The organism is Streptomyces luteogriseus, assembly GCF_014205055.1.
GTDB lineage: Bacteria > Actinomycetota > Actinomycetes > Streptomycetales > Streptomycetaceae > Streptomyces > Streptomyces luteogriseus.
In genome coordinates, this window is the sequence record NZ_JACHMS010000001.1 from 2,027,563 (window position 1) to 2,049,567 (window position 22,005).

General features: G+C 72.9%; 3 protein-coding genes. All 3 read right to left on the reverse strand.

Annotation, left to right across the window (positions count from 1 at the left end):
* Positions 1-53 precede the first annotated feature (53 nt).
* A complete protein-coding gene (locus BJ965_RS08985) occupies positions 54-20,981 on the reverse strand; it encodes a hypothetical protein (RefSeq protein WP_184918057.1) in 20,928 nt (6,975 codons plus the stop codon).
* Positions 20,982-21,062: 81 nt separating this feature from the next.
* Entirely contained in the window at positions 21,063-21,440 is a 378-nt protein-coding gene (locus tag BJ965_RS08990) for a hypothetical protein (RefSeq protein ID WP_030838425.1), read from the reverse strand.
* Between the two features lie 2 nt (positions 21,441-21,442).
* A complete protein-coding gene (locus BJ965_RS08995; RefSeq protein ID WP_184908195.1) occupies positions 21,443-21,895 on the reverse strand; it encodes a YbaB/EbfC family nucleoid-associated protein in 453 nt (150 codons plus the stop codon).
* Positions 21,896-22,005: the final 110 nt, after the last annotated feature.

Here is a 22,005-nt window from a genome sequence, read left to right on the forward strand (position 1 = left end):
ACCAGGGTGCTTTCGAGCATGCGGAAGGAAGGGCTGCCGGCAAGCAACCTGGGTCAGGTCGCGTCCTCCCGCTGCATGCTGGCACCGCGGTTGTTGAGGGAGACATAGGTCCCGATGCGGCGGAAGTCGTTCATCACGCCGAACCTGCTCTTGTCGGACGGCAGGAGGGCCCGCACCTCGGCTTCCCCCGCCAGCAGGTCGTGGAGCGTCTTCTTGTAGGCGTTGTAGACCCTCGCGGTGTACCCCGGCTCCATGGCCGCGTTCACACGGTGGTCGTTGGTGACGGCGATGGAGGCGAGGTCCATCAGGTAGCAGTCGAACACGTCGGTGACGTCCTGTGGCTTCGCGTTCTCCTCGCCGTTTCGGACGTCCTGCGCGAGCACCCTGGCCATCTCCAGGATGATGTCGCGATAGATACGGTGCCGGGTGCTGCTCTGGTACGCGGCCATGATGTGGTCGGCCTGACCGGCGCCCTCCGTGCTCATGGTGCGCGGCGGGTTCACGTCCTCCAGTCCGGGCACCGGCAGCGGGAAGTTCTCGAACATCGCCTCCTCGTCGGGCAGACCCGTGTTCTCCGAGGCCAGGGGGTGCAGGCCGATCTCGTGGGCCAGCATGCCCATCACATGCCCGATGTCGTACTTCTCGAAGTAGTAGCTGGCGAGGTTGATCTCGACACCGTCCGGACCGCGGTCCAGGACGTCGGCCGGTGGCTCGGTGGTGCGCACGTGCAGCGTGATGCGGCAGGGCCGGTTGCCTATGTAACGGCGGATGGTGTCGTGTTTCCGCAGCAGATCGATGATGCGGACCGCCCTGTCGCGGTACGCCTCGTCCGTGTGCTTGAGGTTGGTGAACTCGAAGTTCCCTGACCTGAAGGGTGTGAGCATCCGGGGCGGCACGTCGCCGGCGGTGGCGGCTTCCTCGGCAACGGCGGTGTCACCGGCGATGGCGGTCTCACCGGTGGGCCGGGGCAGGGAGACCGGGTCCACCCACACCGACCGGCGGATGACCGGCTGGGAAGCCGCTCGGGCCTCCTCCCACGTGACCTGGCCGCCCCCGTCGTCCACGGTGTGCGGGTCCACGTCGCCGATCAGCGCGCCCAGCAGGGCCAGATGCCGGCCGCGCAGGCCGGCCCGGGCGAGCGAGGAGTCCTCCGGGTCCGCGCCCAGATCGCCCAGCAGACTGCCGGGGACGTGCGAGCGGTGCGGGGCGTCCGCGTCGCGGTACTCGTCCCGCAGGCCCAGCTGATGCGTCAACTCGTGCACCAGCTGCACAGGTTCGGCATCCACCCACCAGGTGTTCTGGTCCATGCCCCGGTCCCCGCCCACCAGATCCACCGTCAGATGCGGCGCATCCGCCGGATCCACGGGCTCCACTGTCACATGGAGCCGGTCACCGTTCGGCAGACGGTAGCCCCGGTCGTTCAGGAACTCCTCGACCCCCGCACCCAACCGCCCGAAGACCCGCGCGCTCTCGTCCTCCGCGCCGCGCAACGCGACCCGCACCGTCAGGTCCGTGACCGGCTCACCGTCGTGCGTGAACCGGCGCGCGTCGAAGCCCGACCGCACCACGAACCGCGGACGCCTGTCACGCGGGCCCCGCAACTGCCGGCTACCGGTGACCCCTTGACCCACCTCGCCACCCGACTCCGGCAGCCGGGGCGCCGCCTCGCCCACCGGGGCCGGCCGCTGAATGCTGTCGCCCCGGTTGTTGGTGCCGACGCTCGTGGCGAGCTGGGCGAAATCACCCAGCACGCCGAATCGGCCCTTGTCGGCGGGCAGCAGGGCACGAAGAGGGCTGTCGGCCGGGAGGTGCTCGGCCAGCTGGGCCTTGTAGGCGTTGTACGACTTCGCCGTGTAGTTCGGGTCCGTGATCGCCCGGCCCCGGTGATCGTTGGTCACCGCGATCGACGCCAGATCCATCAGGTAGCAGTCGAACAGGTCCGTGACGTCCTTGGACTTGGCGCCCGCGACGCCCACCCGCGCGCGCTGTGCGAGCACTCCTGCCATCTCCACGACGATGTCGCGGTAGAGGCCGTGGCGGATGGTGTGCGGGAAGGCGGCCATCACGTGATCGGCCTGGCCCGCGCCTTCGGTGTTCATGAAACGCGGGGTGCTCAGGGACTCCAGCCCCGGTACCGGCAGCGGCATTCCCGCGTACAGGTCCTCCTCCTCGGCGATGTTCCTGTTCCGGGAGGCGAAGGGGTGCAGGCCGATCTCGTGGGCCAGCATGCCCATGATGTAACCGGTGTCGTACTTCTCGAAGTAGTAACTCGCCAGGTTGATGTCGACACCGGCATCCCCACGGTCCGTCACATCGGCCGGAGCCTCCGTCGTCCGCAGGCGCAGCGTGATGCGGACGGTGCGGTCGCCGATGTAGCTCTTGATCGTCGCGTGCTCATCCAGCAGCTCGACGATCCGGACCGCCTTGTCGACGTACGCCTCCGTCTGGTTCAGGTTGGTGAACTCGAACTGCCCCAGCCGGAGGGATTGCAGGACCGGCTCGGACGTCGGGTCGCCGGCCTGCGGAAGCCGGGGCATCGCCTCGCCGGACGGGGTCGGCACCTGGATGCTGTCGCCGCGATTGTTCGCCGCGACGGCCGCTGCCAGTTGGGCGAAGTCGCGCACCACACCGAACATGCCCTTGTCCGGCGGCACCAGCGCCCGGGCCGGACTGTCCGGGGCCATGTGCTGCATGAGCTGGGCCTTGTAGGCGTTGTAGACCTTGGCGGTGTTGCGGGGCTCCTTCGCCGCGTTCGTACGGTGATCGTTGGTCAGCGCGATGGACGCCAGGTCCATGAGGTAGGTGTCGATCAGGTCCGTGACGTCCGTGCCCTTGGCCCCCTCGACACCGGTCTGCGCGGCCCGGGCCATCCGGTCGGCCATCCGCAGCACGATGTCGCGGTAGATCCTGTGCCGTGTGCTGCTCGGATAGGCGGCCATGATGTGGTCGGCCTGACCGGCACCTTCCGTGCTCATCGTGCGCGGCGGATTCTGGTCCTCCAGACCCGGCACGGACAGCGGGAAGTGCTCGAACATCGCCTCCTCGTCCGGGATGTTCCGGTCCTGGGAAGCGAGAGGGTGCAGGCCGATCTCGTGGGCCAGCATGCCCATGATGTAACCGATGTCGTACTTCTCGAAGTAGTAACTCGCCAGGTTGATGTCGACACCGGCCTCGCCTCGGTCCGTCACATCGGCCGGCGTCTCCGTGGTGCGCACCTGCAGGGTGATACGGACCGGGCGGTCACCGACATAGGCGGCCAGCACCGGGTGCTCACCGAGCAGTTCGATGATGCGGATCGCCTTGTCCCGGTACTTCTCGTTCGTGTGCTTGAGGTTGGTGAACTCGTAGTTCCCCGACGTGAAGGGGACGAGAGTGCCTTCCTGCGGCATGTGCGCGGGGACGTCGTCGCTCGCCGTGTCGTCGGCGGCCCGGGGCAGGGAGACCGGGTCCACCCACACCGACCGGCGGATGACCGGCTGGGAAGCCGCTCGGGCCTCCTCCCACGTGACCTGGCCGCCCCCGTCGTCCACGGTGTGCGGGTCCACGTCGCCGATCAGCGCGCCCAGCAGGGCCAGATGCCGGCCGCGCAGACCGGCCGCGGACAGGGACGGGTCCTCGGGGCTCTGGTCCAGGTCACCCAGAAGACTGCCCGCGATGTGGGGGCGCTGCGGGGAATCGGCGTCACGGTACTCGTCCCGCAGACCGAGTTGGTGCGTCAGCTCGTGCACCAACTGCACCGGATCGGCATCCGCCCACCAGGTGGTCTGATCCATCACGCGGTCCCGGGCCACGAGGTCCACCGTGAGATGCGGCGAGGCGGCAGGGTCGACGTACTCCACCGTCACGTGCAGGCGGTCCCCGCTGGGCAGCCGGTGTCCCGGGCCGTTCAGGAGCCGGGCCACTCCCGCGTCGAGCCGCTCACGTACCCGCGCGCCCTGCTCCTCCGTACCGCGCAGAGCGACACGGACGGTCAGGTCGGTGACGGGGTCACCGTCGTAGGTGAAGCGGCGCGCGTCGAAGCCGGACCGCACCACGAAGCGCGGACGGCTGTCAGGCCCGCGGTGCGGCGCCGGGGCGGCCGGTACGGCCGGCTGTTCGACTTCCTCCTCGGTCCGGGGGCCGTCGCCCGTCCCCTGCGGGAGACGCGGGCGGGCCTCGCCGGTCGGCGTCGGCTGCTGGATGCTGTCGCCCCGGTTGTTGGTGCCGACGCTCGTGGCGAGCTGGGCGAAGCCACGCAGCACGCCGAACCGGCCCTTGTCGGCGGGCAACAGGGCACGAAGGCGGCTGCCCTGCGGCAGATGCGCGTCCAGTTGCGCCTTGTAGGCGTTGTACGACTTCGCCGTGTAGTTCGGGTCCGTGATGGCCCGGCCCCGGTGATCGTTGGTCACCGCGATCGACGCCAGGTCCATCAGGTAGGTGTCGAACAGGTCCGTGACGTCCGACGCCTTGGCGCCCGGCACACCCACCCGCGCCCGGTGCTCCAGGATCCGGGCCATCTCCACGGTCACGTCCCGGTACAGGCCGTGCCGGATCGACGACGGGAACGCCGCCATCACGTGATCCGCCTGGCCCGCGCCCACCGTGTTCATGAAACGCGGCTCGCTCAATGACTCCAGTCCCGGCACCGCCAGGGGCATGCCCGCGAGCAGGTCCTCCTCCTCCGCGATGCGCCCGTTCCGCGAAGCCAGCGGATGCAGACCGATCTCGTGGGCCAGCATGCCCATGATGTAACCGGTGTCGTACTTCTCGAAGTAGTAACTCGCCAGGTTGATGTCGACACCGGCCTCGCCACGGTCCGTCACATCGGCCGGAGCCTCCGTCGTCCGCAGGCGCAGCGTGATGCGGACCGGACGGCCGTTGACGTAGTCGCTGATCGTGGAGTGCTCGTCGAGCAACTCGATGATCCGCACGGCCTTGTCGACGTAGGCGTCGGTCTGGTTGAGGTTGGTGAACTCGTAGCCGCCCAGCTTGAAGGAGCGCGACACCGGCGGCGCGTCTGTGGCCGCCGTGTCGTCGGCCGGCCGGGACTCGGCCGGCTCGCCACCGGCCTGCGGGAGGCGGGGCATCGCCTCGCCCGTGGGGATCGGCACCTGGATACTGTCGCCCCGGTTGTTGGCGCCGACGCTCGTGGCGAGCTGGGCGAAGTCGCCCAGGACACCGAACCGGCCCTTGTCGGCGGGCAGCAGGGCACGAAGAGGGCTGTCGGCCGGGAGGTGCTCGGCCAGCTGGGCCTTGTAGGCGTTGTACGACTTCGCCGTGTAGTTCGGGTCCGTGATCGCCCGGCCCCGGTGATCGTTGGTCACCGCGATCGACGCCAGGTCCATCAGGTAGCAGTCGAACAGGTCCGTGACGTCCTTGGCCGCTGCCCCCTCCACACCGGCCTGCGCGCGCTGTGCCAGGACTTCGGCCATCTCCACCACGATGTCCCGGTAGATGCCGTGCCGGATGGTGTGCGGGAAGGCCGCCATGACGTGGTCCGCCTGGCCCGCGCCCTCGGTGTTCATGAAACGCGGGGTGCTCAGGGACTCCAGCCCCGGCACCGTCAGCGGCATCCCGGCGAACAGGTCCTCCTCCTCGGGGATGCTGCCGTTCCGCGACGCCAGAGGATGCAGGCCGATCTCGTGGGCCAGCATGCCCATGATGTAACCGGTGTCGTATTTCTCGAAGTAGTAACTCGCCAGGTTGATGTCGACACCGGCATCCCCACGGTCCGTCACATCGGCCGGAGCCTCCGTCGTCCGCAGGCGCAGCGTGATGCGGACGGTGCGGTCGCCGATGTAGCTCCTGATGGTGGCGTGCTCATCCAGCAGCTCGATGATGCGGATCGCCTTGTCGCGATACCTGGCCTCCGTGTGCTTGAGGTTGGTGAACTCGAAGTTCCCGGACCTGAAGGGAACGAGGGTCCCCTCCTGCGGCATGTGGGCGGGCACCTCGGATCCCGACGTGTCGTCGGCCGACCGGGGCAGGGAGACCGGGTCCACCCACACCGACCGGCGGGTGACCGGCTCGGCGGCGGCTCGGGCGGCCTCCCAGGTCCGGCCGTCCTCCTGCCCGTGGGACCGCGTCACGTCGCCGACGAGCGCGCCGAGCAGGGCCAGGTGCCGATCGCGGAGACCGGCAGGGGCGAGCGAGGAGTCCTCGGGGGCGGCGTCCAAGTCGCCCAGCAGACTGCCGAGGATGTGGGGGCGCTGCGGGGAATCGGCGTCGCGGTACTCGTCCCGCAGGCCGAGCTGATGGGTCAACTCGTGCACGAACTGGATCGGGGCCGCGTCCGCCCACCACGTGCTCTGGTCCATCGCCCGGTCCCGGCCCACCAGGTCCACCGTCAGATGGGGGGCGTCGGCGGGATCGACCCGCTCGACGGTGACATGCAGGCGGTCGCCGTCGGGGAGGCGGTGGCCCGGGGTGTTGAGGTACTCGTCCACCCCGTCCCGGAGCCGACCGATGACGTCGGTGACCTGGTCGGGTGTGCCGCGCAGAGCTATACGGACCGTGAGGTCGGTGACCGGGTCGCCGTCGTGCGTGAACCGGCGCGCGTCGAAGCCCGACCGCACCACGAACCGGGGGCGGCTGTCGCGCGCGCCGGGTGGCGGTGGGGCGGCGGGCGGGGTCTGCGTGGTGGCACCCGTGCCGGGGAGGCGCGGGCGTGTTTCGTCCGCGGGGGCCGGTCGCTGGATGCTGTCGCCGCGGTTGTTGGCCGCGATGCTGGTGGCGAGTGTCGTGAAGTCCCGTGCGACGCCGAACAGGCCCTTGTCGGGCGGCAGCAGGGCTTGCAGCGCGGGGGTGGCCGCCATCCGGGCGTGGAGCATCTGCTTGTAGGCGTTGTAGACCCGCGCCGTGTAGTTGGGCTCCTTGACGGCGTTCATCCGGTAGTCGCTGGTGACCGCGATGGACGCCAGATCCATCAGGTAGCAGTCGAACAGGTCGGTGACGTCCCTGGTCTTGGCTCCCGGTACGCCCACCCGGGCCCGTCGAGCCAGGATCCCGGCCATCTCCACGACGATGTCCCGGTAGATGCCGTGCCGGATCGTCGCCGGGTAGGCCGCCATGATGTGGTCGGCCTGGCCCGCCGACTCGGTGTTCATGGTGCGCGGCTGCTTCAGGTCCGTCAGGCCCGGTACCGGCAGCGGCATGCCCCGGTACGCCTCCTCCTGCTCGGGGATGTCCGTGTTGCGGGAGGCGAGAGGATGCAGGCCGATCTCGTGGGCCAGCATGCCCATGATGTAACCGGTGTCGTACTTCTCGAAGTAGTAGCTCGCCAGGTTGATCTGTACACCGTCGGGCCCCAGATCGCGTACGTCGGCCGGGGTCTCCGTCGTCCGCAGGTGCAGCGTGATGCGGACCGGACGGCCGTTGACGTAGTCGCTGATCGTGGAGTGCTCGTCGAGCAACTCGATGATCCGCACGGCCTTGTCGACGTAGGCGTCGGTCTGGTTGAGGTTGGTGAACTCGTAGCTGCCCAGCTTGAAGGGGCGCGGAGACGGTCGCGGCGCTGCGGGTGTGGGGGACGGGGCCGGGTCGGCGCCGGTCAGCGTGGACAGTTCGTGCGCTTCCTCCTCGGCGTCCGACGGCGCCGGCGACGCGGCCGTGGTCTCCGGAGCCGCGGGTGACAGGGGCAGCGGTGTGGCGGCGGCTTCCGAGTGCGACGGCAGCGGTGCCCGGTCCCGGTTCGGTGGCGGCGGTGCCGTGTCCTGGGTGGTGGAGGTGGTGGAGGTGGTGGAGCTGCTGGAGGGTGCGGCCGGGTGGGGCGTCGTGCCGGCGGGCCGGGTGTCCGCCGTCGCATCCGCCGCGGTCCGCACCGTGGGCGTGTGCGCCACCGTCGGCGTGAGCTGTGCTTCCGGCTGCTTCGGCTCGGGAGCCGGGGTGTGGAGGATCAGAGGGACGAAGTCGCCGCCGCGGCGGCGGAGGCGGAGGTGCGGGCCGTCGGTGCCGGCCGGGGCGGGGTAGGTGTGAGCGGTGCCGTTCTCCTCGATCAGGGTGACGGTCGTGGAGGTCGCGGTGGCGGCCCACTCGGCGACCGCGCGGTCGGCCTCGGGGCCCCACGGGGCCCGTGCGAGGTGAGCGCGCACATGGGCTTCCCGGGCTTCCGCGCTCGGCTCGGGCATGCCGCGGCGCGGCACCAGGGGCGGGGGCGTGAACAGCCCGTCCCGGTCGGCGGGGTCGCCCGGCAGGCCGTGCTGCCGCATCAGCTCGGAAGGCGACCGTCTGGCACGCGCCCGCAGCCGTGCGGCGTCACGTCGGTCGAGGCCCGGCCGGTCGGCGGCGTGGCTCAGGGCGGTGGACAGCGCACCGAAGAAGCCGTTGCCGCGGCCGGTGGGAGCGCCCTGGGTGTACGTGGCGCCATCGGGCGCGGTGAGCACGCCGGTGCGGTCGAGGCGATAGCGCGGGCCGGTGCTGTCGGCGGGCGGCATCCAGGGCGGGGTGGCGTGGCTGCGGTGGGCGGGCGGCTGCTGGGGGGCGCGCGGGCTCTCGGTGGCCGGGGGCACGGTCGTCGAGGTGCCGGGGCCGGTGCCGGTACCGGAGTCGGCGGAGGTCTCGGTGGCCGGCGTCGGCAGTGCGGTGGTGACGGGGGCCGGGGTGCCGGGTGGCAGTGCGGCGTGGAAGAAGCCGTCGGCCGCGTACAGGACCGGGTCGCCGGCCGGGTCGACGGCGGACGGATCGGTGCCGTGCGGGAGGAAGAGCTGTGCGCCGCCCTCGCCGGTCACCACGGTGAGCGGGGTGCCCAGGATCCGGGCCGCGAGGGCGGGCAGCAGGTCGGCGCCGCCGTGGTCGCCCGCGCGGCGCACGGGCGACGGAACGGGGTCGCCCCCCGGACTCGCGTCGGCGTCCTGGTGCGGCTCGGGCGCGAAGGGGCGGGACAGGGCGGCCGCGGCCAGCGCGACCCGCTGCGCGGGGGTGGGCCAGAAGGTCAGCGGGAGACGGCCGAAGGCGTCGAACTCGGCCTGCTGCGCCGGGGTGAACACCACGCCCGCGGCATCCAGTTCGTCCTGCGTGAAGGTGTCGGCCACGTCCAGGGCGAGGGCGTCGAGCAGGTCTTCGTTGCCGTCCTCGCCCAGCGCCCAGGCGAGGCGGTCGCGGGCGGCGCCGACGGCCTCGGCCGTGACCGCCGGGTCGCCGAGGGCTCCCGTGAACCGGTCGGCGAGGTCGGTGCCCAGCAGATGGGCCAGCCGGCCCCGGGCCCCGGCGATGGCGAGCAGCGCGTGGAAGAACGAGGCGCCGTCGTGCGGTACGTCGTGCACCTCGCGGACCGTGGCACCGTCCGGGGAGGTGAGGGTGCGCGGGGCGGAGTCGGTGCCGTCGGTGATCGTGTACGGCTCGGGTGCCTCGGAGCGCCACCCCGGCTCGGTGTACTCCTGAGGCCGGTCCGGCACCGGGACCGAGGGCAGGCCCTGATGGTGGGCGGTGAGACGGGAGGCGGCGAGGTGCAGCCGGTGGTGGTCCGCGGCGGCGGCGGCGGTGCGCTCCTGCCAGCGGCGGACCTCGTCGCGGGCGGCCTGCCAGGCGGTGACGGCCGGGGATTCGGCCAGGGCCGGGGGCAGCACGGCCGGCCGGCCGGAGCCGTCGTCCCCGGGCGCGGCCTTCAGGGCGGCGTCGCCGTCGCCGGGCGCGGCCTGCCGACCGGGGCCGACGTCACCATCGCCGTCGTGGTCGCCGAGCGCGCCTTCCCGGCCGGGGGCGCCGTCGTGGTCGCCGAGCGCGCCCTGCCGACCGGGGTCGCCGTCGCCCTCGCGGTCGCCGAGCGCGCCCTCCCCGCCGGGAGCGCCGTCGCCGAGTGCGGCCACCTGACCGGAGTCGCCATCACCGAGCGCCGCCTTCAGGCCGCCGTCGCCGGGTGCGGCCTGCAAACCGGGGCCGCCGTCGCCGTCGCCGAGCGCGCCCTCCCCGCCGGGGGCGCCGTCGGCGTCGCCGGGTGCGGCCTTCAGGCCGGAGTCGCCGTCGCCGGGTGCGGCCTGCCGGGCAGGGGTACCGGCGCCGAGCGCCGCCTGTTCCTCGGTGGTGAGGTCGAGCCATGTCTCACGGGCCCGGGCCCGGGCGTCGTAGTAGCGCTGCTCTGCCGTGGCGAGGTCGCCGGCCGCCTTGGCGAGGTCGTCCCAGGCCTTGGCGACCTCGTCGGGGAACGTGGTGTCGTCCAGGAGGCCGTAGTCACGGGCGATGTCCTCGCGCAGCCACACCAGGGCGGTGGTTTGGGCTTCGGCGGCGCGCGGGCCGCGCTTGGCCTTGCCGAGCGCGTGCAGGGGGCGGCTGTCGGTGAGCCGGTGGTCGACCTCGGCGACCGACAGCCAGCTCACCGGCAGTGCGAACAGCATGCTGCGGTTGGTGACGACCTTGACGTGGGTGCCGAGGGTGGTGTCGGTGGTGCCTTTGAGCGTGGTGCCGTCGTTCGCGCCGCCGATCGGGACCGTGGCACCCGGGTTGGTCACGCCCGCGTTGCTGTTGCCCGCCAGGGGGGCGGATCCGACGGCACCCTCGATGTTGTCGGTGATGCCGGACTCCAGCGCGTCGGAGGTCTTGGCGCGCTGCATGGCCTCCATACGCGGTTTGTTCTCCACGGCGAGCAGCCGCGCGCCACGGCGGTGCATCTTCGCGTAGAGACGGGAGTCGGCGGTGTGGAACTGGCCGACGAGGCGGGCGGAGGCCTGGGTGGGCAGCGGGGAGCCGTCGGCGCTCAGGGCCTCGCGGAAGCCGGCCGTGAGACCGGCCTGTGTGGTGGCCTCCTGCTGGGCCTGGGCGGAGGCGGTACCGAGACCGGTGAGCGGGGTGTGGCGGGCCATGCGCACCCGCGCGGCGAGTACGTCGCCGGTGTGCCGCCTGCCCAGGTCGCTGTCGCCGAAGCCGTCGGCGCGGGCGGTGGCGAGGGTGAGGGCGTCCTGGACGTTGGCCGCGCCGTGGATGTCCACGGCGAGGATGCCGGAGCCGATCCGGTCGTCGTCGAAGGGCAGGATGTCCGGGGAGCCGGTGTCGCCGGGGGCGGTGGACGAGGCGCGCCAGGCGGCGATGCCGTCCGGGCGGGCCTGATCGGCCGTCAACATCTGTACCGCGCGCTCGGGTTGGGGCACGTCCTGCTCGGTGAGGGCGCCGTCGGCGCCGTCACCGTCCGGGGTGAGCAGGTTGGCGGGGACGATCTCCCGGAGGCTGCCGACCGGGGCGACGGCACGGGGGCGAAGCGGGTCGCCGGACGCGTCCGTCATGGTGACGGTGAGGATGTACTCGGTGACGATCTCGGCGTGCGCCTGGACGGTGGCGATGTTGGGCATCGAGGTGCGGCCGTCGGTCTCGGTCCGCGTCGTCGCCCTCTTCTTGGCGGCGGTGCCCTGGAGGGAGGGAGCGGCGATCAGGACGCCGCTCTCCGTCGCACGCTGCCCGGCGCTCAGTGTCACGTCGGCGCCGCGGTCCTGGGAGGAGCCGTCGGCGTCGTCGCGGGCGGTGGTGCGGTAGTCCTCCAGCTCGAAGCCGGTGCGCAGCCGCTCCACGGTGGTGGTCTTCGGGGTCAGCTTGAACCGCATCTGCGCGGGGCTTCCCCCGACCGGCAGGTGGGCCGGATGGTGCCAGGTGCGGTAGCGGACCGGCAGGGTCATCCCGTCGGTGGTGAGTTCGTGCAGGTTGGCCCGGAGGAAGTCCGGGGAGAGCCGCTGCAGGACCTGCTCCCGGTCGTGGGAGGGCACCCCGATCTGCTCCAGCTGCCTCATCAGCCGCTGCGCCGCGTGGCTGGCGTCGAGGCGGCCGCTGGGGTGGCCGGGGAAGCGGCGGCCGCGCAGGAAGCCGGGCACCCGGTAGCCGCGGCCGAGGTTGTCCGGGGTGGTGGTGCCCAGGCCGTCCGGGGCGAGTCCGGCCTCGATGACGTCCTGCATGGGCAGGTGGAACATCACGGCGTCGCGGATGTGCTGGAGCGCGGCTGCGGCCCGGCGCGGGGCGAGACCGCGGGCCAGACGCCCCGAGAGGTGTCCGGCGGCCGAGCTGACCCGGGCCGCCACCCGGGTGCCCGCCATGCCCATCGCCGCCGTCCAGCGGTCCCGCACCGCCACGGTCTCGGTGGCGTCGGCGACCACCAGGTACATCCGCCCGGCGAAGGTGAGGGTGGTGTTGCGTCCGCGGGTCAGCGTCTGCGAGAGGGTGCGGCCCTTGCCCCAGGCGTACTGCAGGGCGGTCGCGTACGAGCCCATCACCGCCTGCTGGCCGGGGGCCTGCTGGAGCGGCATGTCGGCGCCCTGGAGGCCGAGGGTGGTGTGGGAGAGGGTGCCCTCCGTGCCCACGACGCGGTGTTCGTTGCCGATGGTGGCCTCGAGGCTGGCCGGCTTCGGGTCGCTCTTGACGCGCAGGTTGTGCAGTTCGCCGCGGACCGCGGCCTTCAGGTAGTGGGTGCGGAACGGTCCGGCGCCGTTGAGTCCGGTGATGCGGGAGCCGAACGGACCGAGGTACTGGCCGAGTTGCCCGGCCACACTGAGGTTCGCCATGGCACGGCGCAGGGCGGCGCGCACCGGGGCGCCGGGCGCGCTGACGTGCCAGGTGCCGCCCGCGGCGCGGTCGGCGGTGTCCTGCACGAGCTGCTGTCGCTGTGGGCCGCCCTCGACGCTGAGGACCACGTGCGGGGCGCTCAGCAGCCGCTGGGTGAGCCGCTGGTCGGTCCCCTCCTGGCGTAGCAGGGGGCGCGTCCCGTCGAGGAGCTGGTCCGCCTCGGTGGCGGAGACGCGCCGCGGCCCGGGCGCCGGTGCCGGGGCGGCGGGCGTCGTCGACGGCGCTCCGGGCGCCGGGTCGACGGGGGCGTGGCGCTCGGAGCCGTGCGCGGCGGGGACGGCCAGCTCCACCCGGCCGACGGTCTCGCTGCCCTTGCTGAACAGCGGGCGTTCCTCGGCCTTGCTGACGAAGACGCCGGCGCCCAGCAGGCCGACCGAAAGCAGCCGGGCCCAGCCTCGCGGGCGGCGGTGTCCCTCGAAGGAGGCGCTCAGCTCCACCCGGTAGCTGTAGAGGTGGGCGCCGTTCTGGAAGGTCAGGTGGTCGTGGGTGACCGCGACCGTGCTGCGGGTGGCCTTCTGCTCGGTGTGGGAGTAGCGCGCGCCGAGGGAGACGTTGCCGGTCTGGCGGGGCAGTCCGGCCTCCGGCACCTTGTCGTGGTCGCGCGGCGAGATGCCCAGCTCGGCACCGCCCGACAGGGTGCTGGAGGCCTGCTGTCCCTGGCCGGAGACCTCGGTGCCGATCACCGCGTTGCGCAGGGAGCGCTCGCTCATGGTGCTCTCGAAGCGCCGGTCGGTGAGCCGTGCCCGCAGGATCAGGGTGTGGTGACCGCGGCGCACCTTGCCGTCCTCGGTGAGGGTGACCGGCACACCGGTGGTGGTCAGGTCGTCCAGGCTCTGGGCCAGGCTGGGCCGGTTCAGCGCCTCGCGGACCTGACGGTCGTTGTGCAGCGCGGTCCGCATCCGCCCGTCCCCGTACCAGAACCTGGCCAGCCGCTGGTGGCGAAGCATCAGCGGCGGTACGAACATCGACGGGTACGAGCGGTGCAGGGTGTCCAGGACGGCGTCCGTGAAGACCCGCATGGGGTCCTGGGGGGCGGGCGGCTGCGCGGTCTGGCTCTGCCGGTCCTGCCGGTCCTGCTGCTGATCGTTCGGGGCGGTGGGGGACTGCCGGTCCTGCTGCTGGCCGTTCGGGGCGGTGGGGGACTGCTGGTCCTGCTGCTGACCGTCCTGAACGGCAGGAGGCTGTTGCCCCTCCTGGGCGACCAGGGGCTCCTGGTCCTGCTGCGATGCCGGCGTCATCTCCGGCGCGGCCGCCTGGTCCTGACCCGGCGTCAGGGGCTGCGGGCGGTCGGGGACGAAGCCCTCGGCGCGGACCTGGCCGCTCAGGTGGACCGGGTCCTCCCGGGTGAGGTACCACGGCACCGGAGGCCGGGCGTCCGGGTCGGGGCCCGCCTGCCCGGGGGTGCGGCTGTCCCAGCCGGCGAGGCGCCGCGCGTCCTGGGTGGACATCCAGTCCAGGCTGACCACCCGGACCGGGCGGGCCGCGGACGGCGGATCGCCGGCCTTGCGCACCATCAGCGTGCGCTCCACCCGGTAGAGCGCGACAGGGTGGTTGCGGACCCGGCCGGTGGTCTTGCGGGCCGCGTCGGTGCCGAGGTAGTGGCCCCGCCCGCTGCTGAAGTCGGCGCGGACCAGCGGGCCGCCCTGGAGTCGTACGTCCGTCTCCGGGCCGATGAAGGTGTGGTTCGGGCCGGAGGTGACCTGGATGCCGAAACGGGTGTCGCGGACGTGACCGCGCTCGTTCTGGTACGTGGTCTGGGTCAGGTCCCGTATCTCCGCCTTGACCGACTCCGTCACCAGGGTGGCCCGTTGCGGGATCGACCGCTCGACGATGAGGTGCCCCAGCGGGTGCTGACCGCTGCCCCGGGTCAGCTCGGGGCCGCTGACCGGTCCGGTGAGCCGGCCGAACAGCGCGAGCAGCCGTCCCGGCCTGACGTACGACACGAGCGTGCGGTGCGCCGAACTGCCGGGCCGGGCACCGGAGATGGCGAGGGCCAGGTCCTCCGGAGGGTCCGTGAAGTGCAGGGCCGTGACGTCGGTGGCCCGCGGCTCCCGCCCGTCCGGGAAGGTCAGCGTCCGTGGAGCGCGACGCGGTCCCGCGTAGGGCACGGTGAGGTCGTCGGGCAGCCGCCAGCTCAGCCCGTCCCGTACGGCGAACTGCCTGGTGAGGACCTCCTGGCGCCGCCAGCCGGGGTCTGCGGCGAGCGTGCCGGACGAGGCGTCCCGGCCGTCGTTCGCCGGAGCCTCGGTGACCCGCTCGACACGCACCCGGTAGTGGACGTCGTCCAGGTGCAGGTGTGAGCCCTCCCAGGCCCGGTGCTCGGACTGGTTGTACGCCTGGGTGCCCAGGGAGTAGTCGGTCCTTCGGGTCCAGCCCAGCGACACGCCGATCTTCACCAGCCAGCTGAGCGGCGGGCCCATGCTGATGCCGGCGGCGATCCGGCGCCCGAAGCCGACGCTGCGCCCACCGCCCGTGCCGGCCTGGCCGCGCCGCAGGGTGTCGACCCGCACGGTCGCGCCGTCCACGTCGGAGAACCGCTCCCAGCGGTGGTACGGGACGGCCTCGATCGTCATCTCGTGGCCGACGCCGGACTTCTCCCGCCCCACCAGACGCGCGCCGCGCGGGGCGGTGAAGGCGCCGGGCTGGGTGGTCAGGAGCCGCAGCAGCTCGGCTTCGTCGAACTGGTCGCGCAGCTTCTTCGGCAGTTCCCCGAGGATCTGCCGGGCGACCTGGTCGGGCGAGCGCAGGGTGAGGACGCCGGGGCCGGTGAAGAGCCCGCTCGGCGGGGTGCCCACGCTGCCGTCGCCCGTCCGGCCCGCGGGAGCCGGGGCGTTCGGGTCGCCGTCCGGGTCGATGAGCACGGAGGGCAGCCGGCTGCCGTCCTGGAAGGTGACGGTGCGCGGGTTCGGGCCCGGCGGTGCGGCGTCGGCGCCGGTCAGCAGGCGGGGCGGGCGGTACCGGTCGAGCTGGGTCTCCAGCGGTACCGGGTCGCCCTTGTCGGGGGCCTCGGTCTCGGGGGCGTAGACGTCGGTGATCCCGCCCATGCCGCGCAGCCACTCCCCGAAGGGGTCGGAGCCTTCCTGGGCCGGGGTGTCCTGGGCAGCGGGGGCCCGGCCGGACCGGCTCTCGGCGGACGGGGAGTCGGGGGACGGAGTCTCGGTGGAGGGCTCCGGCTGCCGCCGGGCCGACGGCGCCTTGCCGCTCTCGTCGCCCGTGGGAGCCGGATCCGGTACGGCGGTGATCGGGGCCGAAGCGGGGACCAGGGCGTCGAAGTGGTCCCTGCCGTTGTAGGCCAGGTGCAGGGTGCCGCCCTGGCCCCCCGGATGGAGAGGGACGACGAAGGTGCTCCCCTCCGCCTGCGGGTCGGGCTGGACGAGGCGCAGGTCGAGGTCGAGGGTGTGCGCCAGCGCCTGCGGGAGCAGGTCACCGAAGGGGGACGCCCACAGGCCGGGCTGCTCGGCCGCCGCCGTGACAAGGTTTCCGGTGCCGAGCCGCCGGGCGTCGGCCGGGGTGGGCGCCACGCGGGCGAGGTGCGGGTAGTCGCTGTCCCGGAGGATCTGCTGCCACCGTCCGGCGTCACCGCCGGTGACGACCGCCCGGGCGATCCGGTTCCAGTGCTCGTTGACCGACCGCTGCACCTCCGGGTCGCTCTCCCCGGCGAGGGCACGCATCCGCAGGTCGTCCACCACGGCGAGCACCGGATCCGGGGTCGCCTCGGCAGCCGCGGTGAGCAGTTCCGACCCGGCGAGCCGGTCACGCAGCAGGGTGCGCAGCCCGGCGACATTGCGCGCGGCCCACGCCGGCGGTACGTCCAGGCTCCGCGCGCTGTCGAGCAGCGCCCGGAAGAGGCAGTTGCCGCCGCCCGGGGTGTCCAGCCGCCGGAAGGCCATGCCGTCCGCGGTCACGAGATCCGCCGGTCCGCCCCCCGCCGGGTCCTTGCTGAGCAGGGTCACGTCGTCGGCCAGGGTCGCCGGGCGGCTCGTGGCGGGCACCAGGTCGGGCCTGCGGCGGGCGAGTTCGGCGGTGTCCTCGGGGCTGAGGGCCAGTTCGGACAGGGGCAGCGGGGTGGGGGCCAGGGACCAGGTCACCTGGGCGCCGGGTGCGTAGGAGAGTCCGCGTACGTCGTCCGGCGAGACCAGGGTGCCCGGCGGGAGCGCGGGCGGCGGCGGAGGGAGCAGGGCGTCGAGCGTGGTGTCGGGTCCCGCGGTGGCGCGCAGCTCGGATGCCGCGCGCAGGAACGCGGTGTACTGCTCGGCCGTGGGACCGGCCGCCGCCGGATCGGAGCCGGTGCCGTTCACCGCGCCGGGCCGGTCCAGGACCATCCGGCGCAGCAGGTCCGGGGTCATCCGCCCGTCGCCGTAGCGGGCCGCGGTCGCCGGACTGAGCCAGCGCAGGCCGTCCACATAGGCGAGGCCGGCGAGCAACTCGTGGTTCTCCGGGCGCTGTTCGGCGTCCGGTCCCAGGGTGTCGCGCAGGGTGCGGATCTGCTGGAGGGTACGGGCCCGCGCGAAGGCGTCGGCGGGCTCGGGGCCCGCATGCAGACCGGCGACGCGCGCCAGCCGGTCCAGCTCGGCGCCGCCGGGCTCCGGGGTGAACAGCCGCCAGCGCCCCGGCCCGTCCGGGCCCTCGGTGAGGACCGCCCGGACGTCTCCCTGCCCGTCCCGGGCGGTGCCGACCTCGGTGGTCGGCGCGTACACCGGCCGTCCGGTCCGGTTCGCCACGTGCTGTGCCACCGGCAGACCCGCCACCCGCGGCTGCCGCCCTGTCTCGCACGAGAACAGCACCAGAGGCCGGTCCTGATCGTCGTCCCGCGCCCAGGACTTGAGCACCTCGCCGAGCTGTACGCCACTGACCTTGACGGTGGGACGTGCGGCGTCCTCGGTACCGAGGGTGACCGTACGGGACGTGGCGTGTGCCACGAAGTAGTCGGCACCGCGTTCGGTGCCCGAGCCGGGGAGCGGGGCGGGCGGACCGGTGAACACGGTACGGCGGAGGGGCGGGGCCTCGGTGATCGCCGGGGAGGCCGAGGTACCGGCCGGGGAGCCAGGGGTACCGGCCGGGGAGCCAGGGGTACCGGCCGGGGAGCCAGGGGTACCGGCCGGGGACTCTGCCGCCGTGGCGGTGGACGTGGTGCGCACGCCGCGGAAGGTGTCCTGGCCGAGCAGCGCGCGGCGCCCCGCGCCGTGCACCGTGCCCTCCTCGGCCGGGCCCTGCGAGATCGTCAACGTCTGTACCGCACGGCCCGGTCGGGGCCTCACGGCCGTGCCCGGCACCCAGCGCCGCAGCTGCGCGACGGGCACCGTGTGACCGTCAAGGGTGGTGACGGACGGTTCTCCCCCGCGCCGTACGGAACCCTCTCCGTCGTCGGCGGCACCGCCCGGGCTCACGGGCCGCACGACGATGCGGCCGGGGGGCGGGGTCGGCACGGGGGGCGCCGACGGTGGGTTCTCCTGCGCAGGGCGGACGGGAACCGGGCTGTCCGGCGCGGGCACGTCGGGCGTGATGGTCGGGGGTGGGGGCGGGGTGGCACCGTTGCCGAGCCCTCGCCCGGCGCCCGTCCCGGGCACGTCACCACCGGTTCCGTTGCCGCCGGTTCCGTTGCCGCCGGACTCCAGGTAGAGGTCCGTGGCCGGTTCGGTCCAGGGGCGGGACAGGGTGGTGAGCTTCGAGACCGTGGGCTCTGCGCCGACCGGAGCGAAGGAGTCGGTCTTCGTGTCCGTGACGGTGCTGCCGGACACGCCGAGGGGTCCCCGGGCGCTCTCGCTGCTCTCGGTGCTCTCCGTGACGGGCCGGGGTGCCGGTTCGGGGGTCACGCCGAGTGCGTCGGCGAGCGGCAGCAGCACGTCCGCGCCGGGGAAGTCGACGTCCGTGGCGCTGGTGGTGCCCGGGGTGGCGGCGAGGTCCGTCCCCTCCGTGACCGCCCCGGCGCCGTCCGGTGTCACGCCGGACGGAGGGCCGCTGAGCGGGCGGACCTTGACGGGGGCACCGGGGCCCTCGCGGGTCAGCTCCACTGCGGCGCGCACCGGGCGCCCCGCGCCGTCCGACGCGACCGCCGGACCCAGCACCACGGCCCGGTCCGTCCCGGCGTTGTCCAGCAACTCGGACGCCTGCTGCGACCCCTCCCCCGGCGGCGGGCCTTCCGAGACGACGACGGTCAGCGGGGGTGCCTTCGCGGCTGCGGGATCGCCGGAGTCCGCGTACGTGCCGGTGGTGCTCGCCTTCGGTGGATCCGGGGTCGGCGCGGTGCCGGAACCGAGCTCGCTCTCCGCGGAGTCGGACGTGGCATCGCTCTCCGACGGTGCGGCGGACTCCGGCAGGGGGGTCGCGTCCGGAGACGGGGTGGTCTCCGGGGAACCGGTGCCCGCCGGTGAGGTGTCGGTCCCGGCGGAACCGGCCGTGCCGCCCGGGACACGACTGCCCTGGGCCTGCGGCGCGGACGAGGACGGGGCGTTGCCGCCGGCCGAGGGAACACCACCCGCCCGGTCACCGGCACCAGGGAGGGCACCAGAACCGGCGCCGGATCCGGCGCCGGAAGGAGACCCAGCACCCGTACCCGAAGCCGCCGCACCGGCTCCGGTACCCGCACCCGATCCCGCGACGGAACCAACACCAGAGCCAACACCGGCACCAGAATCGACAGCGGCACCGGAACCGGCACCAGGCGCCGCCGAGACACCGGCGCCGTCCGGTTCCGCCGACCCACCCCTTCCCGCCGTGAGCGGCGTCTCCACGGTGACCGGCGTGCCGAAACTCTCCAGCGCGCGGCGGACCGCGTCCGTGTCGATCTCGGCGGCCGGGCCGTTCCCCGCCGGGACCACCCGGACCTCGGGCCGCTGGGACAGGTCGCCGCGCAGACCGTCGCGGACGCCGATCTCGTGGCTGCCGGGCGGCTGGGAGCCGCGCAGGGAGGCGAGGTCGCGCAGGGCCTGCTCGCGCGCCTCGGCTGAACCGTGGTGGACCTGCTGCCACAGCTGGTTCTCCGCGGCGGTCACGGGCAGGGTGCCCGGGGAGTACGGCGGCGGAGCGGGGCTCGTGTACGGCGGCGGGTTCACCGCGGAGTAGGGCGGGGGCGACTGGCTGCCGATGCTGCCGACCGAGCCGGGGTCCTGCTCTGCGAGGGGCGGGGGCAGGGGCTCGGGGGAACCCGCGCCGCCCGTCGTGTCCGGGTGGGCGGCGCTGTCGGCGCCCGGCGTGTCCGAGGACTGCGCGCGGTCGGTGCCGGTGGAGACCGTGGGAGGCGGCTGGTTGCGCAACTTGTCGATGGCGTGCCGCAGTTCGGCGCCGGTGTTCTGGGCGGTTCCGGTGAGCCCGGCCTCGACCTGGCTGCTGAGGCCCGCGCCGACGAAAGTGGACCAGCTGGTGGACCAGTCCCCGTCGAAGGCACCCTTGATGAGGATCTCCGCGAGGGCCTCGCCGGCACCGGCGGCGAGGAAGTCGGCCGTCCCCTTCAGCCCGTAGTGTCCGGCCAGCGCGCCCGGACGGTCGGCGTTGTTCCGCAGGAGCAGGTTGTTCCGCCACAGGTCGGGGTTGTTCCGGAAGGACAGCGGGTTGTTGTTCCGGAAGGTGATCGGCGTGTTCGTCCCCGGGGTGGGACCGTTGCCGTACGGGGTGGGGTCGGGACGGTTGTCCGGGCCGTTGGGGTTCGGGGTGGGGTCGGGGTCCGGCCGGGAGCCCGGGCCCTTGTTCTTGAACTCCGGGTCCGGGATGTCGCGCAGGCTGGGGTTCTTCTTGAAGTCGAGGTCCGGACTGTTCTTCAGGAAGTTGTTGTCGTAGCCCTTGACGAGCCTCTTGGCGAAGTCGTCGAAGATGCTGGTGAGCCCGCCCGCCGCGGCGCCGAACGCGGCGGACTTGCCGACGTCGCCCCAGTCGATGCCGTCCGGGCGGCGGCCCTGCGGGGCGAAGTTCATCATCGCCAACCGCACCGCCAGCGTGGTGAACGCCTCGGCGAACGCCTCGGTCAGCGAGGGTGCCAGGTGCAACCGCTGGAGCAGATGGGTGAGCGTGGTCAGGATCATGAAGCGGCTGCGCAGCTTGGCCATCATGATCTGGCTGGCGGAGGCGCCGCCGGTGAAGAAGGACATCGCCAGGTAGATGGCGATCTCGATCAGCAGCCGGATCACCTCGGCGATCACCTGCCACTTGGACTCCATGATGTCCATGGAGGTCTTGCGGCGGCCCTCGGCGATCTTGTCCAGCTGCTCGGCGAACTCGCGCAGGTAATTCTTGCCGCCGTCGTCGATGAGCATGCCCATCGCCCTGGCATACGACTTGGACAGGTCGTCCGGCATGACCTCGGCGATGTCGTGGATCGACTTGTCGATCAGCGAGGACATCCTGTCGAGCTTGCGGCCCAGCCCCGAGTAGGGCCGGCGGCTCTCGTACGCCAGGTCCTCGTCGGCGTCGATGAGCCTCTCCCCGGTCAGGATGAAGATCATCGCGTTGACCTCGGGCGACGGCTTGATGCTCATCGCAGGCCGTCCCGGGGGCCGTCGGGGCAGGGCACGGCGGCCGCTCCCGGCAGGGCGTGGGAGCGGCCGTGGATGCGGAGGTCAGCGGCGGCCATGCCCGCCCGGGCCGCCGTCGCCGTTCAGGCCGTGGGTGTCGAGGACGCTGTTGTTCCGCTCGATCTCCTCGATGTTGCGGTCGCGGGTGGTCTTCATCATCCGGACCTGCGCCACCGTGGCGTCGGTGATCTCCACCAGGGCGTCGCGGAACGACATCATGGTCTCCTTGGTGGTCTGCCGTTCCTTCTGCTCCTGCGGCTTGGCCTTCTCCGCGAACTCGCCCTCATTGCCGGGCCACGAGACCGTCGGGGCCAGTTCGTCGAGGAACTCCTCGGTCATGCTCCTGGCCAGGGAGCCGATCTCCTCCAGCTGCCCTGCCAGGGCCTCGATGCGGTGCGGGTCGACGTAGTAGCGCTGTCCCATCGTCAGTCCTCCCCGTCCTCGCCGAGCGCGTCCCGCCAGGCCGGGGTGGCCGGGTCGCCGTGCGCCTTGTCGTCGTCCTCCCGCAGGACCTCGGGGCCGAAGATGCGCTCCCAGTCCAGCTCGAAGCCCTTGAGTTCCGGTACGCCGCTGCTGGGTTCGGTGAAGGGCGCCATCGCCTTCATCACGTGCCGGTTCATCTTCAGACGCGCCGCGCTCGCCGCCTCCAGGACGCTGGCGGCCAGCTCCTGGGGGGACATGTCGCGGTACTTGTGGTCCAGGAACTCGATGCCGGTCAGCTCGCCCTGGGGGCCCACGGTGGCGCGGACCGCGCGGTCGGAGGACTGCACCGCGAACGACGCCTGACGCAGCTCGCGTTCGGTGCGCGCGACCGCCTCCTGAGCGGCGTGGAGTTCGGCCATCGCCTTCTCCAAGCGCTTCTCCAGCGGCTCTGTCACTCCCGCTCCGCCCTTCCGTGTCGGACCCCCGTGTGTGCCGTTGGACCCGGCACCCGGGGCGTGAACTGCTGTGCTGATCTTGCCTGGTGAGGGCGGAGCGGGGAAAGCCG